Source organism: Mucilaginibacter sp. P5_A4 (assembly GCF_056400605.1).
The window spans coordinates 63,951-81,904 of the sequence record NZ_JBFUKX010000022.1; the positions used below are offsets into that span (position 1 = coordinate 63,951).

Annotated in this window: 10 protein-coding genes; all 10 read right to left on the bottom strand. The window is 46.1% G+C overall.

Annotated features, from left to right (window positions below; genetic code table 11):
• Window positions 1-4 precede the first annotated feature (4 nt).
• The 10 genes from AC1DQW_RS14895 to AC1DQW_RS14940 are packed head-to-tail and all read right to left on the bottom strand — an operon-like array spanning window position 5 to window position 17,913.
• A complete protein-coding gene (locus tag AC1DQW_RS14895; RefSeq protein WP_477454805.1) occupies window positions 5-1,141 on the bottom strand; it encodes a sialidase family protein in 1,137 nt (378 codons plus the stop codon).
• Window positions 1,142-1,152: 11 nt separating this feature from the next.
• Window positions 1,153-1,878, bottom strand: coding sequence for a DUF3826 domain-containing protein (locus AC1DQW_RS14900; protein WP_477454806.1), 726 nt, complete (start codon window positions 1,876-1,878; stop codon window positions 1,153-1,155).
• 13 nt (window positions 1,879-1,891) lie between these two features.
• Window positions 1,892-4,636 (bottom strand): family 78 glycoside hydrolase catalytic domain, encoded by a 2,745-nt coding sequence (locus AC1DQW_RS14905; protein WP_477454807.1) that lies wholly within the window; start codon window positions 4,634-4,636, stop codon window positions 1,892-1,894.
• Complete coding sequence (locus AC1DQW_RS14910) at window positions 4,633-7,437, bottom strand: glycoside hydrolase family 2 protein (RefSeq protein WP_477454808.1); 2,805 nt, start codon at window positions 7,435-7,437, stop codon at window positions 4,633-4,635. Before AC1DQW_RS14910 ends, AC1DQW_RS14905 begins: the two co-directional genes overlap by 4 nt.
• 5 nt (window positions 7,438-7,442) lie before the next feature.
• Window positions 7,443-8,867: a sialate O-acetylesterase gene (locus AC1DQW_RS14915; protein WP_477454809.1), complete on the bottom strand. Its 1,425-nt coding sequence runs from the start codon at window positions 8,865-8,867 to the stop codon at window positions 7,443-7,445.
• 35 nt (window positions 8,868-8,902) lie between these two features.
• Window positions 8,903-10,738, bottom strand: a complete 1,836-nt coding sequence (locus AC1DQW_RS14920) for a sialidase family protein (protein ID WP_477454810.1) — start codon at window positions 10,736-10,738, stop codon at window positions 8,903-8,905.
• A 1-nt stretch (window position 10,739) separates the two neighbouring features.
• On the bottom strand, window positions 10,740-11,684 hold the full coding sequence (locus AC1DQW_RS14925) for a glycoside hydrolase family 43 protein (protein ID WP_477454811.1): 945 nt from the start codon (window positions 11,682-11,684) through the stop codon (window positions 10,740-10,742).
• Between the two features lie 14 nt (window positions 11,685-11,698).
• Complete coding sequence (locus AC1DQW_RS14930; RefSeq protein WP_477454812.1) at window positions 11,699-13,084, bottom strand: glycoside hydrolase family 140 protein; 1,386 nt, start codon at window positions 13,082-13,084, stop codon at window positions 11,699-11,701.
• 6 nt (window positions 13,085-13,090) lie between these two features.
• Complete coding sequence (locus AC1DQW_RS14935) at window positions 13,091-16,237, bottom strand: DUF6298 domain-containing protein (protein ID WP_477454813.1); 3,147 nt, start codon at window positions 16,235-16,237, stop codon at window positions 13,091-13,093.
• 14 nt (window positions 16,238-16,251) lie between these two features.
• On the bottom strand, window positions 16,252-17,913 hold the full coding sequence (locus AC1DQW_RS14940) for a pectate lyase family protein (protein ID WP_477454814.1): 1,662 nt from the start codon (window positions 17,911-17,913) through the stop codon (window positions 16,252-16,254).
• Window positions 17,914-17,954: the final 41 nt, after the last annotated feature.

The window sequence follows — 17,954 nt, forward strand, 5'->3', positions numbered from 1 at the left end:
TCCTTTAAAGATCTTTAGCATCACCTGTTGTTACCACAGGTGATGTGTACCCATCAACCTTAGGCCACACCCAGTCTTTTATTTCTTTCAGATCCAGTTTTTGGGGATCGATCACTACATGTTTTATTTTTTGCCTGCGCCAGGTATACACCACATGCACCAGTCCATCTGCCGACTGGATCACCGACGGATATGAATACTGGCTGATTGGCGAATCTTCCAGTATAGCGGCGGCATACCAGCTAACCCCATCTTTCGATATAGCCACGTTTAAAGGCGTACGGGCGCCTTTTGCCAGTGTTCCCGGCGGTAACACATGATTATAAACCAAAAGCTGCCTGCCGTCCTTTAAAGTCACCGCATCGGTACCTGAGTTGTTGTTGGGTATAGTTGTTTTTTCGAGCGGCGACCAGGTTTGCCCATTATCTTTTGACCAGGCTGTTAGTATCGCCCGGTTCTGGCTGCGGCAAAGTACCTGCAGCCTGCCATCTTTATGAATTAGGATACTGGGCTGGATAGCTTTCAGCTCTTTACCATCACTAATAGGGCCTATCATGGTCCAGGTTTTACCAAAATCATGGCTTGCTTCAAAATGCACCTGCCAGGCTTTACCCTCGGTACTTACCGGGTTTAGCAATGTGCCATCCTTCAGCAAAATCGGCTTGTTTTTAATCGGGCCTAAAAAGCCATCCGGCAAAGCAGTTTGAGCCGACCAGCTAATCCCTCCATCGTCGGAGGTTTTCATATACCCCTTCCACTTTGCAGGGCTTGGGCCAATTTTGTAAAACAACAACAACTTATCGCCCGGAACCTGGTAAAGCACAGGGTTCCAGCAGGCATAGCGTAATGTATCGTTCTGTATACCGTTGGCCACATTAATGCCTTCGGTCCATTTGCCGTTAACCAACCTGCTTACCCAGATACATACATCGGGGTTACGTTCTTTTGTACCGCCAAACCAGGATGCCACCAAACCTTGGGGTGTTTCGGAAATGGTGGCCGCATGGCATTCGGGATAAGGCGCTTTATCGTAAATAAATTCATCCTTTACAATGCCTTTGCGCCAGGGGTTAGTTTGGGCAAATGTTTCGCCGGCTATTGCGCATGCGGCTAATATGATCAGTAAGATTTTCTTGTACATAACTATTATATTTATTGAGCAGTCTTCTTTGCCGCATCAGCAGCTTTTTTAGCTTTAACAGTATCTACATAAGCTTTAAATAACTGGTGCCAGTTACGGCCATTATTGTTGAGATACTGCTCGTTTTTGGTTTTGTAGATCTCAAAAATGGCCGAGATCTGCTTGATGTTTTTAAAATCAACCGCCTGCTCGCGTGCCTGCTTTAAATTGGCCAGTATAGTTGCTTCTTCAACCGGTGTCAGATCGGCAACGATGGCTTTGTAACCTGCCAGTGTAAAAGCCACCTTGCCAATGGTATATTTATCCAGTATCGCCTCTACCTGCTCTTCATTAAGATCTTTGCGCAAACCGGTCATCAGGTTTTCGTGAACCGACTTTGGCAGGGATGAATTGATGATGATCTGCCTGTCCATAGTGCTCAATGGTTTGCCGGTAGCCGGATCAATCCCGGCAGGTACAGATTCGTACGAGTGGCTATTGTTCCAATCCCGGATAGCTTTCAGGTGCGCAGCCACAACGGTTTTTACCCGTGAAGCTTTCGCGGTGTCATTCAAGATGAGGGAGCTTACCCATTCATTTGCCTTTTTATCAATCTCCGCGTCAGCTTTAGCCTGTGCTTCTGGCGATGGCACCTGTTTTACCGCTGTTTGATCTTGCGCCTTACTTAGGGTTGATGTGATAAGCAATACGGCGAATGCCATACCCACAATGTTTAATATTTTCACGTTTATACTCATTAGATAGGTAGATTTAACTTTTAACTTCAAAATTGTAACTGCCGGATCCTATCCGGAAAATAGCCCGGCCACCTTCCATTTTTACCAGTTTAATATCTTTTATGGCATCCGCTGTCTGCCCAGATTCGATTACAGCCTTACCGGTGGCTGCCGGTATGTACACTAAAGCTTTACTGTTGGGCGGTACGGTTATATGCCAGGTGAAATGACCTTTATTATTTGTCCAGCTACTTTTAACCACACCATATGGTGTTTCATATGAAGCATTTACGCTATTCAATTGATCTATTACCGGAGGTATCATCACCATTTCCTTAAAACCCGCGTTAACAGTTTTAATCCCTGCAAGGTCCTGGTAAAACCATGCAATCAGATCGCCAAGCAGCATAATATGGTTATGCGAATTCATGGCCGGGTTGGCGGTATCGCCGTTCCATAGCTCCCACATGGTGGTGGCGCCATGTTTTACCATATAGCCCCAGCTGGGGTAATCATCGTTGGAAGCAATGCGATAAGCCAGGTCGGGCCGTCCATATTCGGTAAGGCCGCGCATGAGCCATTGTGTACCTATAACCCCGGTGCTGATGTGGCCGTTTGCATCATTCTGAATCTTATCAACTATGTTTTTAAAAACCGCTTTGCTGCTCGCTGCCGAGGTGATGCCAAAATATAAGGGCAGCAAATTGGCGGTGACGGTATTGTTAGCATATCGAAAGCTTTTTTTATCGAGATATTTTTGGTTAAAGGCATTGCCTACCTTCAATTTCAATGCGGCAAAGGCCTGTGCATCTGCAGGTTTATTGAGCAGTTTGGCAAACTTTTGCATCAATCCCGACAGGTGATAATAATATGCTGTCGCGATGAGCTGCCCATCAGTATTGCGGGAAGAATCTTTAGAGTGGATCAATTCCGGCGATTCGGGTGGCACGCACCAGTCGCCGTATTTATCTTTGGTCACTATATAATCCTTCATATATTTTAGGCGCATATAATCCATCCATTTTTTCATGGAGGCATAATGCTTTTCAATGGGCGCCTTATCGGCAAACTGACGGTAAAGCATATCGGCCACCAGGATATAAGTACCGGGCCAGGTCATGTTATCGCTGTAATAATTCCAATAAGCCGGGGCTACATCGGGGATAGCGCCATCCCGCTTTTGCGATTGGGCAATATCATCCAGCCATTTGGCGTACAGATTACCATTGGCAAATACAAAACTTTCGCCAAGAGAGCCTACTGCACGGTCGCCAAGCCATGGCATCCGTTCGTTACGCTGCGGGCAATCAACCGGCATGCCTTTGTAATTGCTTAATATACCCCAGTATGCGTTATGATAGATCTGGTTGATGAGCGGATTGGATGTTTCAAAATGCCCGGTTGTAGCCATGGCATCATAAACTACCTCTCCCTCAAAATCGGCCAATCCGGGCTCGCCAGGGTAACCCCTGATCTCTACGTACCTGAACCCATGGTATACAAATACTGGGCGCCAGCTTTCATCTTCACCACCTTTCAGGGTGTAAACATCCGTTACTTTGGCATCGCGCAGGTTGGCTACGTACAGTTCGCCATTGGGTTGTAGGGTTTCGGCATAACGCAGGGTTACTTTATCACCGCGTTTGCCTTTAACATGCATTTTTACCCAGCCCGCAAAATTCTGACCCATATCCATAATCCAGATGCCCGGTTTAAGCTGATTTACGCTGACAGGCTTTACAGTATCCATAACTTTAATGGGTTCATTCACCTGGGCCTCTACCCTGCCTCCCGGCGCTTCAACCAGTTCGGCCTTTAGCCATTTGCTGTCATCGAAGCCGGTGTTGTTCCAGCCGGGCATCTCTTTGGTGGCATCGTATTCTTCGCCATCGTATTCGTTATTGGTGCGGATTGGACCATCAGCTATAAACTTCCAGCTGTTATCGCTCACAGTTAATTGCCGGGTACCATCGGTATACTCTACCTCTAACTGTAGCAGCATTTTGGGGAAACCAAATTCCTTAATTTTTTTTGGTTTGTATTTGGGGCGCATGGTAAAAAACCTGCCGTTGCCCAGTACCGTTGCAACAGCGTTTGCGCCTGTTTTTATTGCTTTGGTAACATCAAAAGTGTTGTACTTAACAGATTGGGTGTAATCGGTAGGCGGCCCGGCAAGCACCTGGTCGCCTATGATGTTACCATTTATATAAAGTTCATAATGACCTAAACCAATGATATATATGATAACTTTTTTTACACCGGGCTTTACATCAAACTGTTTATGGTAATAACGTGCCGACAGGCGGGAGAACTTAGAAACACTGTCCCAGGCGAAGCCGCCGTCATGGCCTATCCAGCGGGCTTTCCAGTCGGTAGTGTTTAGCAAACCTTCGCTCCACATAGCGGGTTGGCTCCATTGGCTTTCGCCTTTATTGGTCCATACTTTAACTTTCCAGTAACAGGTGGTACGACTAATTAATGTATTACCGGCATAATTAACCATGATAGATTCGCCCGAATTTACGCGATGCGAATCCCAAAGATCGCCCAGGTTGGCGGCCAGTTTTGCGGGGGTTGATGCAACCAATACCCGGTAAGCTGTTTGATTAATATTACGGTCCTCTCCTGTTATCTGCCAGCTTAGCCTTGGATGGATAGTTTCAATACCCAGCGGATTGTACAGCATTTCGCAGCGAAGGTTTTGCGTGGCAATACCGGCCAGGCACTTATACGATGAGAGTATAAATATCAGCAGGGCTATATGTGCGCGTTTACTCATCTGCCCGAAAAATCAAAGTATAACGTTAACGGCAAAGCCATATCTATATCCTTGTAATAGTCAAAGTATTTGTTGGGGAAGCCCTGTGCACCTAATTTATCGGGCTTTTGAGATTTGGTACCAATCGGACTGATGCCATGCATAAAGGATATATCTCCCGATGGGAAAGCAGGCGCCGTGTTGTACACTTTTTTGGGGTTAGCCGGTGTAAACAGGCGCATAAATACATCGCGGTTATCGCAAACAATAGTGATTGGGCCGGTATTGGCGTTTAGCTTCATCCAATACAGGTTGGCATAATACCCCTTAAATTCGGGGTACTCAATTTTTGGCTCACCGGTTATGGTATTGTTATAATGTTTTTCCCAAACACCCATTGAGGTACCTTTCAGCCGGTTTTTCCAAACACGGTAAGGGCCGCTGCCCATGTATTGTACACCCTTAACATCCTTTTCGGGATAGGAAAAGCTTACGCCCAATAGGTTGCCTTCTTCGCCAGTGGGCCAGTATTTTACATCCAGCTTTACCCAACCCGACGGGTACATGGTCCATTTGAGTTTTGCCATATTGGCTTTAGGTTCAAAAGCGGCTTCAACTATTACGGTATCGCCCTGGTAATGGTAGCTTAGCTTTTTAAAGCCTGTTTTTTCAGCGCCTTCTGCCAATATGGGGCCGTTATTAAATGGAATCTCGCCCCCGCTGTTACTTACTTTTTTCAACACACCCGAGTTACGGTTAAACTCCAGTTGGATACCATTGCCATTGGCCACTTTGTAAACCGAATCGGTTTCGGTAACGGTTATTTTGTGACTCCCAGGTTTATGTATAATACGGCCAACAAAGTCATGAGGCATTTTAATGGGGAAACTCCAGGTAAACAATTCTTTTTTGTGTGGGTCAATGGCAGTTATGTATAATACCTCGTAATCCTGCCAGTTTTTAGGTAAATCAAATTGTAAATTGCCGTATTGGCCCGGTGCTACATTTGGTGAAGTTATCAGCCCGGTTTGCGAGGCAACCTGCGGCTTGGGGTGCTGCCACGGATCGTTAAACTTAACCAGCTTATAACTAAATGTACACTGTTTTAAATTGGTATATAGGTATCTGTTCTCGAGTCTCAGGTTACCGTTAAATGCATGGGTAATTTCCCGCGGCTCCAGGTGCACAGGACACCAGATTTCCTTGATGGCGTAATAGCTACCTTCCTTTTCGTGGTACGGCCCTACAATGCCATCCGCAGCGTGATCACCATCGGAGTCAAGCTCATTATTTTTATCGGTGCGCACCACATCTTCATCTGCAAAATCCCAGATAAACCCACCGGCCGAGAGCGGTGTATGGTACATCAATTCCCAAAAGTCGTCTAAACCGGCTCCTGCACCGCCATCGTAAAGGCCGTGCAAAAACTCGGTTGGGAAAGCCACATCATGCCCGTGTAAATTGGTACCGGTGCCATAATCATAGTTGATATAATGCTGCGTATTTGTACCTCTGAACACAGCCCAGGGGTGAATGAGCGGCCTCTTCTGGATATCCAGGTCGTCAAAAAAATGATCGAGGTCAAAATTAAAGCCCCCCTCGTTGCCGTTATCCCAAATAACTATTGATGGATGGTTTACATCCTTCGCTATCATTTCCTTCGCCAGCTTAGCACCCACTTCTGTATCATAATGACCATGCCAGCCGGTAAGCTCATCCAAAACAAAAAGGCCAAGCGAATCGCAGGCATCCAAAAAATGATCATCGGGCGGGTAGTGCGACATGCGCACGGCATTCATGTTCATGTCCTTCATGAGCATGATATCATCAATGCTTTGCTTTTTGTTCATGGCCCTTCCGGTTGTGGGCCAGAAAGAATGGCGGTTAACGCCCTTAAATTTGATCTTTACATCGTTCACATAAATACCATCGTGCTGCCTTAGCTCCACCGTGCGGAAACCAAACCGCTGCTTTACCGTATGCACCACTTTATCGGCCTGGTTTAGGGTAAACACCACATTATACAGGTTTGGAAACTCGGGCGACCATAACAGCGGTGATGCGACCCTGGTGGTGAGATTCACCAGGGTATCGCCGGCATTTACATTCGTTTTGAAAATCGCACCAACTTTTTGTCCCTTAAGGTTATATACCTGCCCGGTTATTGTCCCCGCTTTAACTAATGATAACTTTAGCGCGGCTGTTAGCTTACCATCGGCTTTGGCGTCAATGGCATAATGTTTAATGTGAGCTTTGGGAAAAGCCTCCAGGAATACCGGCCTGAAAATGCCACCGAACACCCAAAAATCGCCTTTTCTTTCAGCCGAATTTACGGATGCATTGGCCGATTGTTTGGAAACGGTTACTTCAAGCAAGTTGGGTTTGCCGTAATTAAGCAAGCTGCTAATATCATATTTAAAACGATAGAACGAGCCCTGATGAATTGCTCCGGCAGATCTGCCGTTCAATTTCACTTCGGTATCTGTCATGGAGCCATCAAAAACTATGTTGATGCTTTTACCCTGCCAGGCGGCCGGAACTGTGAACTCATATTTGTATAAGCCTTGTTCCTTTCCCTTCAGGCTATCCTTGCCAAGCCCGTAATTGTATTTGCCAAAGCCCTGTAATTCCCAGTTTGAGGGAACGGGGATGGTTGTCCATTTGCCCGAATTGCGGCCCTCGGTACAAAAAAACTGCCAGTTAACGGTATGATCGCTACCCGTGCCCGATAAATATACCTTTTGTGTTTCCTGCGCGCGGGCAGTTATTCCGCTTAGCAGTAACAGGGCATAGGTACATATTTTAAAACAGGCAGATCTCATGGTAATCAGTTTGTAGTAGGTGTAAATTTTAGCGGATTATCCGTTCGGAATGGCGCGGCAGGTAATCCGTTCTTATTATAGAAATTGGGCTGGGCTGTTTCCGACCAGGCAAAACGTGCAGCTACAGGAGAAGCTACGCCATCCGCAGAAACCTCAACCGTATTACCTTTTATTGCAGCAATGGCCGGTACAAATTTTCCATCCTGACCGCATATAGTGAAATAGGTAAGCGGTTTACCATCATGATTAACCAACCCATTACCTGCATGTTTAAAACTCAGGATGATCTTATTACCAGTGATTTTCATGCTTTTATACATCGGTCCGCAGAAAACAAGCTTCTTCCGTCCGTAAGTATTGGCTAATGCCTGTAATTCCAATCTGCGGCCTACATCCCACTTAAATGGCGGGTGAATGTTTTTAAGATCATCGTTCAAATCGGTGGTGATGATCATACCTGTATGGGGCATCTGTAAAGCCATGGTTTGGGCTTCTCTTAATTCGGGTTCCGTAAACTCAGTATAAGGTACCGCTCCTTTACTTTGCGAATAATAAAAGGGTGCTATCTGCACATAATAAAATGGCAGGCTTTTGTTGTTCCAGCTTTTACGCCAGTTATTGATGAGCGCCTCCATTTTATAGGTGTAACTAATGGCTTCACCCAAATAGCAGTTGCTTTCGCCCTGGTACCATAAAAAACCTTTAAGCGCAAACGGCGCGAGCGGCTGAATCATTTTGGAATAAAACTTACCAGGATCACCCTCAATTTTAATGTTATTGGTTTTAAAATATGGGATAGCATCAAAAGCTTCCTGCGGCGCCCATGGCTCAATGCGGCTGCCGCTTACTGCCGATGAAATGATACCAACAGGTACTTTCAGATCATGATTAAGATTTTTGGCGAAGAAATATCCCACCGCCGAAAAAGCACGTAAAGCTGAATCCTCCGCGATACTCCAGCCTGAATGAGTGGAATCGGGTTTTTGCAGGTTTTTTTGGGTGACTAAAAAGAGCCTGATCTGCGGGTTATGGGCACGATCCAGTTCATCAACCGGTGAATTTGCTGTACTGGTATCGGGCTTTTTAACCTTGCTGTTCTTGCGCATCTCATACTGCATGTTCGACTGGCCCGAACACAGCCACACCTCACCTACCAGGATATCTGTAAGCTTTATAGTATTGGTGCCGGCTATGATTAACGTGAACGGATTTGCCGAAGCAGGCATAGGTTTAAGCGTAACTATCCATTTACCGGCGACATCTGCAATAGCCGTTTTGGTTTGACCGTTAAACTTAACTGTTACCTTTTCGCCTGCTTTGGCGGTACCCCAGATTGGAACAGCCTGATTGCGCTGCAATACCATGCCGTTGCCTAATATTTTAGGCAAAACAACCTGGGCTATGCTGCCTGTAAAACAGAATAAGCTCATAATCAAACAGCAAAATATAGCTCTGCTACCCATTCCTAATAATTGCCTGTTTTAAATGATTTGATATAATAAACCGCGGATTTAGCAGATTCGCCTGCTTTTGGCAGGTCGTAGTTTTGATCCGTTGGTGTGTCTGTATCAGGGAAACGCCGTACCTCGCCTGTGCGGAAGACAACACGGTTCACGCTTAATACCGGGGCAAAAAACAAGGCAGTAAGCACATCCTTGCCGTTTACATTCATGGTATAAAAACGGGTATTGATGTTTAACTTCAGGATGATATGATAAGGTTTGCCTGCCTCATACTTCATGATATTTTTATCACGGTATCCCACCTTGGTCCTGAACTGTCCCGCCGAATCAAGTGTGACTCTGATGGCAGCACTGCCCTTTTCGTCCTGGAACTCAATATCAAGCATCCCGGTATTATTTTGCCCTGGGATGATGGTAAAATCGGCCATTAACTTTTTAGATACAGGCACTACCCGTTCCGCTTTGGCATAATCAAAAGGGTCGCTATCCTTCAGGGTAAGGCTTTTTTCGCCATCCGGGGCTTTTTCAATAGTTACAGGAGCCCATTGAGGGCTGTAAGTATCCCACAGTTCCAGCTCTTTAGCGGCGGGCATCTCATTAAATACTTCATTGGCATGTGCACCGGCTATTTCGGTTAGGGGTACGGGTATTGATGATACCCAGATGTCCTCCTTATTCATGCTATAAGTGACCCACAGTTTACCATCGGGCGGCGTACCGTTGCCTTCTTCTATCCCGCGCACATATTGCGGCCCGTATGATTTATAGGCGCCGCCATACCGCATGACCGAAATTTCTCCGTTAACCAGCAACAAATTTTTATAATTGAGCCCGTCATCACTAACTGAAACAGCCAGCGGCCACCTGAATTCGGAAGGATTATAAACGGTTGCATATTTACCATCAGATGTGCGCTGCCCCCAAATTTTGGCATTGCTGTTTACAAAGCGTGGCGCGCGTGCAGCATTTGCAGGCCAGGTTTTACCATTATCGGTGCTGATGGCTGTCAGGGCATATTTCCATAAGCCTACTACCCGGCCATCGGGCAGGTGATAAAAATTGAAAGCCTTATAATCTTTATGCAACGGTATTAAAGGATCTTTTTTATCGGTTTCTTCCACCCACTGCATCATCATTAAGGGGTTAGCCATCAACTCATCGCAGGCCTGTACAAAGCCTTTATCTTTACTGGTTTTATAAAAGGGATAGCTTGTGTTTTTCTCGTTCCATTTCGGGTTGTAATGAATAAAGCAGATAGGCCCGTATTTCCCGTTTGGTAAAACCTCGCGCACCACACGTCCAATCCCCTGCCCGTCATTGGGATCATCGTGCCCATCCAAACAAATGCCATAAAAACCCAGTACCAGCAAGCGTTTTGATTTGGCAGTATAAAAGCCCATACGCTGGTGCATTACCGAATACAGGTTATTTGCCACACCAGGATGCCCCTCTTTTGTAGTACCATCGGGTATTTTGTAAGGCGGAAAAACCAATGTTGGCTTCGACCAGTTTTGCCCGTCGGCAGATGTGATCACCAATGTTTGGCCGGGGGGCGCGCTCTCTCCTACCTTATCACTTAAATACTCAACATAAAAAGTTTTGTTCCAGTAAGCCAGCATGGGCGCATGGTTATAGGTAAAGCCAAAACCATCAGCCAGCTCGGGATGTTCCCGGTTGGCCCTCAAAATCTGCGTACTATGCACCCCCACTACCGGAGCTAACTGCCCATGATGATAATCAACATTAACCAGGGTATTGCCGGTGTAGCGTACAGTATCCTGCGCTTGCGCGGTATAAGCAATTAATGTAAACAGTAATATATTGATGATCTTGTTCATGTTAGCTTCTGTCGTTTTTCAACTGTGCTTCCTTTAGCAGTAAATCCAGTTGTTTTTTTGTCACTTTAAAAATAGTGCCGTGTTTATGCCCCTCGGGCACTTTCACACTATCTGATACATCAGTAAAAGTTTTAAAATCGGTAGTGCGCATAGCGCCATATCTTTTTAACCTGTATGAGTCATAGTAAACAAGCCAGTTGTTACCCGCTTTGGTTAAAGATGGGCCTTCGCTGTACGTTTCGGTAAAGCGTTTGGTATAGTTGCTATATGGCCCCAATGGGTTGTTACTAAATGTAACCAGGACATTGCGGTTGGGCCGGGTATTATCCTTCATTACCAGGATATAATCGTTTTTGGCCCGCTTTACTATTTCGGCATCAATTACACTAAAGCCCGGATCGAGGAATAGTTTGGTTTGCGTAAACGCTTTAAAATCCCTGGTTGTGGTATAATACAGGCGGTGGTTATTGTTCTCGTCCTCCTGCCCTTTAGGGAAACGGTTGGGCACTGTTGACGCCCATACGATAATAAACCGGTTTGCTTCATCGTCATAAAACAATTCGGGCGCCCAGGCATTAACAGCGGTCGGTTCGTATTCCATCACATTAATGTGCTGCTGTGCCGACCAATGCACCAGGTCGGTTGAGCTGGCATAGCCAATACCCTTATCATCCTTCCAGCCGGTTGTCCATACAAGGTGGTAAACGCCATCCGGCCCCTGGGTAATGGATGGATCGCGCATGATTTTCGCTTTGCCGGCATCCGGTTTTAAAAATACATGGTTAAGGTCTGTCCAGTGCCAGGCATCGTAGCTGTATAAAAACCGGAGTCCTTCATTAGCAGGTTCATGAAACGAGGTGAACAGGTACACGCTTTTAGTTGCCTTGCATGATATCATCATAACAAGGGCAAACAGTAGCGTTACGTATTTAACTAATCGGTTCATGTTTTATCTCAGGTTTATATAACGTCAATGATCAGCACCCAATCATTGCCATTTGTTTTTTGGCCGGGAGGATTGAATTTAAGTGTTTTTGCTTTGGTAAACGTGCCTATTGCTGTAACTTGTCCGTTACGCGGGTTAAACCACGAGGCTTTTATCTTTGATCCTGTTAGTGGCCCGGTATTCACATTAATTTCCCTGCCTGTGTAGGTATAAATAAATGCATAGCTTTCGCCCCGGGTAGCTATAAGCCTGTTATATTTTTCACCCTGGGCGCCTGCAATAAGTGACTGATCGGGCACCCTGTCGAAATATGGCCGCGATAACATTAGTTTTTTTAAGTAGATCATTTGCCTGGCGCCGGGATCATTTATCGACTTGTACCAATATCCCTTTGAGCCATAAGCGCTGTTTTTATCTGTTGGCTTGTGCATTTGCATTACATCATTATGGCCATAGGTATAACCGCAGCTACCTGCAAATACCGACCAGTAACCATATCGCCTTACATCGGCATCCGTCCACCTTGGCAATTTGAGATCATGCAATCCATAGGGAATTTTCTCATAGGATGGTTCGGCATCAAGCGTAGGTTTTATGGGCGTTTTGGCATAGTCAACCTGCACATATTTCCAGTTATCCTCGCCATACTTTAAGTCTTTTTTTGAGGTATCCTGGGCATAGGTACGATGACCCGACTGGAAACAATTAAAACTTAACCAGGGCTGCTCATGAAACCAGGTAGATGATTGTGTACGCCCGCGGGGGTGGTAGGTAATGAGGTGTGCTGTATCAAGGTCATGCAGTGTATTACCAATGGCGTTCCATGTTTTCAGTGAGTCGTTACCGGCTATATCCCCACCGTTCATCCAGATGATGTTTGAACGGTCGCGGTATCTTCTAGCTAAAAATTCAGCATAAATTTTGGCTTTAGCTGCGCCGATATGATCTTCTTTTACTACCGATCCCCATACAGGCACCAAGGCAATGTAAAGTCCTTTTTCGGCTGCTTTGCTAATTATCCAATCAATATGATCCCAATAATCGTATTCACCCCCTTTGCTGAAAGTATTGCCGGGAGTTACTTTAGGCTGAGCAATATTTTTATTACTTAAGGCCGAGTCGCCATAGGCGTTTGTTTCTTTGATGCCATGCACCACCATAACCTGTATCACGTTAAAGCCTTGCTTGCTCCGGGTATCCAGGTATTGTGCTGCCTCTTCCCTGTTCATTTTCGAAAACAGGAGCCAACCGGTATCGCCCAGCCAAAAAAAAGGCTTGCCGCCTGCTGTAAAGTACCGGTGGTTTGCAGCTATTTTTAAAACCGGCATAGCCGTTTCATTGCTTTTGAACGAGAAAAGCAAACAAGAGAGGATACCTATTAAAACAACCTTTTTAAACATAATTATTTAGTTACTGATCAGCCATAAAATGGCAGTCCCGGCGTTCGGGTTCTTTATTTCGGCACCGTTAACTCCTTTTACCTGCTGGTCGCCGGGCAAAATTTGACCGGTTTGGGGATCTATCCATCGCGCTTTATAACTGGTATTGGCGGGCAGATCCAAACGAACAGCCTTATCAATACTATTGTAAACAATGTACCCTTTGGCCGAGCTTAATGCCCATTGATCTTTTGGCGCGCCTGGCATTTCAACAGGCTTCATGCTGCTTGCCGCAGTTAAAAATTGTTTATCTGTACCGGCAGGTAATACCGGCAATGAGCCACCGGCTATAAATACAGCCCAGCCAAAACGGTCATAGCCATCGGCAGAAAACAGCACAGCCTTACCGGGGTATTTGGTGCGATATTCATGCACCGCACGGTAAACCTGCTCAAAAGATGTTGCTTTGGGTTTTAAAATACGTGCCTGCTGGCGTGGCGCAAGGCTTTGGCCGCCGATAGGTTCATATGCAGCGCCATTGGCCTGGTAATACCAGTAACGAATGTCGATCACGTTGATAACCGGTGCTTTTGAAGGATCGGACAGGATAGCATCCTGTACATCCTTTGTGGCGCTAAGGCCAATAATTTCTTTCTTTTTATGGGTAGTTTCCCATTGTTTTATGGTTTCTACCCAAAATTGCATAAAATGAAGCGGGCCGGTGAATTCTTCCCCCATAAATTGAATTACACCGTTATTGCCCGCAAAATTATCCATGCATTTATTAATATAAGCCTGGTGAAGTTTACGCCTCACAGGGTTAGTTTCATCATAAAACTGCTCGGCCATAAACTGGCGTTTATCTCCTGCGTAAGGTACCGGTTCGGGGAAGCCACTGCTATTGATGTTGTTGGCGGTACGCCACGGAAAATCGGTATAATGCGCGCCCGCCTCGATAATGTTATGCTGAAAATAGTTTTGGTGAACCAGTACCAGGCCCTTCTGATCGGCCATGTCGGCAAACTGTTTTAAACGGCTCCAGTACCAAGTGTTGTATTTGGTGAGATCGTATTTGCTTAAGCCATCGTAGGCTAACTCTTTACCGCTGCGGGCAAAAGGCAGTTCATAAAATGGCGCCCACACATCGCCATCCATCCGGCGGATGCGTTCATGATCATCCCGGCGGCGATCATACCATAAACCGTAATTGTGCTCAAAGGCTACAATGTTATCTTTAAGCATCCTGTTGCTCACTTCATCCAGGTCATCAGTAAGCCCGGTTCCCGTTTGGCCGGGTACCCAGCGGGTAATGGCGGGTTTGGCCTCTTTTTCGGTATAATCAGGGTGAACAGTGCCGCTCCACCAGGGAGTTTGAGCATGTTTGCCGGCAAGCACAGTATTGCCGCGTACCAGCCAGCCATTTTCAACACTCATTTTTGGAGCTGCAGCATTAGTGCCGGTTGGCTTATATCCTATTTGGTCGATTGTTTTTATCCCTGCGGATGAAATGTTTATCGGGTTTCTTTGGGAGGCCTGGTTTATCCAGTCGCTTATGGTTATTGCCGGTTTCCTGGCAGCAGCCATTAGCGCGGCAGCCTGCTCAACAGTGGGGCTGCTCGACGGCTCTGTTGCAGCATATAAAATATCCGCTTGTTTACTTACATCTTTATTTAACCGGTTTGCCAGCTGCGCATAATAAAAGCTGCGCGGATTGATGGTACTATTGGATTCTTCCCAATAGCCATCGCCGGCAAATTGTGCCCAGGTGCCAAAAGCCCAATTTTGCGCTGTTGGCGGCTGGTAACAATCCACACGGGCAGCGGTACAGTTCCAGAATAAGCTGTTGGCTGCACTCCATCCGGCTCCCTGCCCATCCTGGCCTCGGTTCATATAACTTAGTGCCTGCGCGTCAATATTTACTACATCAAACAAAATACCTGATGCCCAGCTATCAATTGACCCGCTAAAACTGTAAGGCTGCATTGAAATGCATTGTACAAAGGCATTTGGACCGGGGGCGCAATATCCCGTAGCGAAATCATGATACCCCTGTTCTGAATATAAACGCTGGAACAAGGTTTGCCCGCCCAGGGTTAAAAAGATATTACGGCGTTGCCCTCCTATTTCTGATACCGGGGCAAGTGATCTGCAATCTTCAACTGTAATACGATTACCTGTAGGTGCAATAAACACCGCCGAACCCGCAAAATGCTCAAAGGTTACCTGGCTTACCCAGGCATCGGTAACATTTTCCATGGTGATGGCCATCCAGCGGTGCGCTTCGTCCTTTGGGTTTGATGCTTCATAAGCCGACCGCAGTTTTAAATTTTCGATACCCACCTGTGCTATTCTGCCCGGCCATTTATAGGTTGCTATAAGGCCGCCGCCATAGGCAGTATCTAAAGCAGTGGTAAGCGGTGCATCAAGGGTAATAGTGTTGCCATCAACGGCGCTTATCTTTCGGTCCCAGTAAATATCGCGTTCGCCGGGTTTCCAGGCTAACGCGGTAAGGCCACCGCCAAAATGATCTGTTTTGATGGTATTGATCCAGGCCTGGGTGCTGGGCCTGTGCACCCTAACCATATCACCGGTTTTTATATCAGCGCCCGCAGCAATGTGTAATGTATTAGCATTCACAGGCACATAAGCATCTGTAATTTTAATCTCTTTTTCGGTTTGCCTGTCGTTTTTACCCGAAACGTGGATAAAAGTCTCCCGGTCTGTTCCGGCAGCCACTAATATGGTTCCGTTTGACCCCATGCCACTTCCGCGTAATATTACACCCGTGGCATTTATTTTAAGGCTGCCATTAAGCTCGTATATCCCCTTATTAAGCAATACAGCGCCGCGAATACCATCCTTACCGGCAGGCAATCCTGCCACATAATCCAATGCGGCCTGGATCCTCAAAGTGGCATCTCCCGGCTTTAACGGAACTACAACCCGTACCGGAGTAACAGGAATTACCTGTTCTGACGCCATATACCCGCAATAAGAGTAATCAGGAATGCGGTCGCCATTGGCGGCAACGGCATAAATCAGCTTTCCGTTTTTATCAGCAGCAACAGGCGACTGTGGTTTATCCTGCTTCTTTTTTTGAGCAAACAAAGGAGCATGCAAAAGCATGCTCCCCACCAACATATAAATAAACCTATTGAACCCAAATCCTGACATTAGTACTGTTATAATTATTTCAATGTAGCTAACTTCTTTTCGCCTTTCATCGCTACGGTATTTAAATATACTTCGATATTGGTATAGCCACCGCCATTTTTAGCAGGCAGGGCCGAATCATTACCATCTTTAGGATTTAAGCCATGTTTTGTTTCCCAATCATTTGGCAAGCCATCATTATCCGAATCTTTAAAAGGCGTACCTTTATAGTCAGGATATCCGCCTACCTGCCATGGTGCCGTGATGATACCCAGTTTATATGAGTCTTTAGGTAATTTACGAACCTTAAACTGGTATGCCGTGTCGGTTTGCATTTCCTTATAAACGATTTTTCCGGTACGCGCCTGCTCTGTAATACGTACATCAACCGCATCGCGTTTTGGCAGTGTTGCGCCTGCATTGGCAATAACAAATTTATAAGCATCTGTAGCCGACATAATGGTTAAGGGCGGCATAGGGAACGGCGTGTTTGAGCGCATGTAATCGGTATACTCGCCCGCATCAGGCAATTCTTTGCCTCCGGCTCCCTCAACCTGGATACCGCCTTTCCACGGGTCTTTGGTAATTTCGGGATATCCTTCCATAATATTACCAACGGCGTATACACGACCAAAAAACTTTTCTTTCAATTTGCTCCTGCCCGATTCAGGTTTCAGGATCCTGTGGCCTACAGGCTCATTTTTTGGCGTTACCGGACCAGGTTTGAAATAATTGTTGATCACATTATAGTTTGTTGTATAATCGCCGCCATCCATCGAACGGTGGTGCCAGTTAAATACCACGTTGTTTACAAAATTGTAAACACCATTCCAGCCTACCGATGGGTTACGTCCGGTATTATCGGCCCAAAGGTTACGAATCAGCAAACTGTTTTCGCCGCCTGTGGTGCTGCCGAAAGCATGGTTCCAATAATCAAGCGATTCGGAATAGATACAGTTTTGGATAGTTATATTAACTGTTCCGAGCTTCTCTTCCTTTGAACCGTCGCCCGGATCGAACATGTGCCTGTACATCGAAAAATTCTCATCTAAACCCCAGCTTGCCGATACGTGATCAACAATGATATTCCCAACCGGGTTACCGCCCAGGGCATCGTCCCTGCGGCCAACATTTGTTTCGCCACGACGGAAACGCATATAACGGATAATTACATCATGCGTATTTACCCAGAATGATTCGCCGGCAATACAAACACCGTCGCCCGGTGCAGTTTGCCCTTCAATGGTGATGTATGGCGCCCTTACTATAATGGGCGTTTTAATACGAATAATACCGGCAACATTAAATACTACTATGCGTGCGCCGCCTTTTTCGCAGGCATCACGTAAGGTACCCGGACCGCTATCAGCAAGGCTTGTTACTACATATACCTTACCGCCACGGCCGCCAAAAGTAAATTTACCACCGCCCTCGGCACCGGGGAAAGCCGCCAGCTTTGCCTGCGGCAGATCTGATGGCCTGCCTGCCCAGGGCACATACACTTTACCGCGTCTTTGATCAGCCTTAATTATAGGAAGCGCAACCTGCCATGCAGAATCTGAACGGCGGGTAGCCTCTTTCATCAATGCTTCACTCTCATCTTTTACCTTTTGGGGTACCTCCGGATATTGTGCAAAAGCCGGTTTAACAAATCCCAATGCTGCTGCTATTATAAATATAGCTGTGTGCTTTTTCATATGTAAGTAGATATTATTCCTTTAGTTTATACGGTGACAGC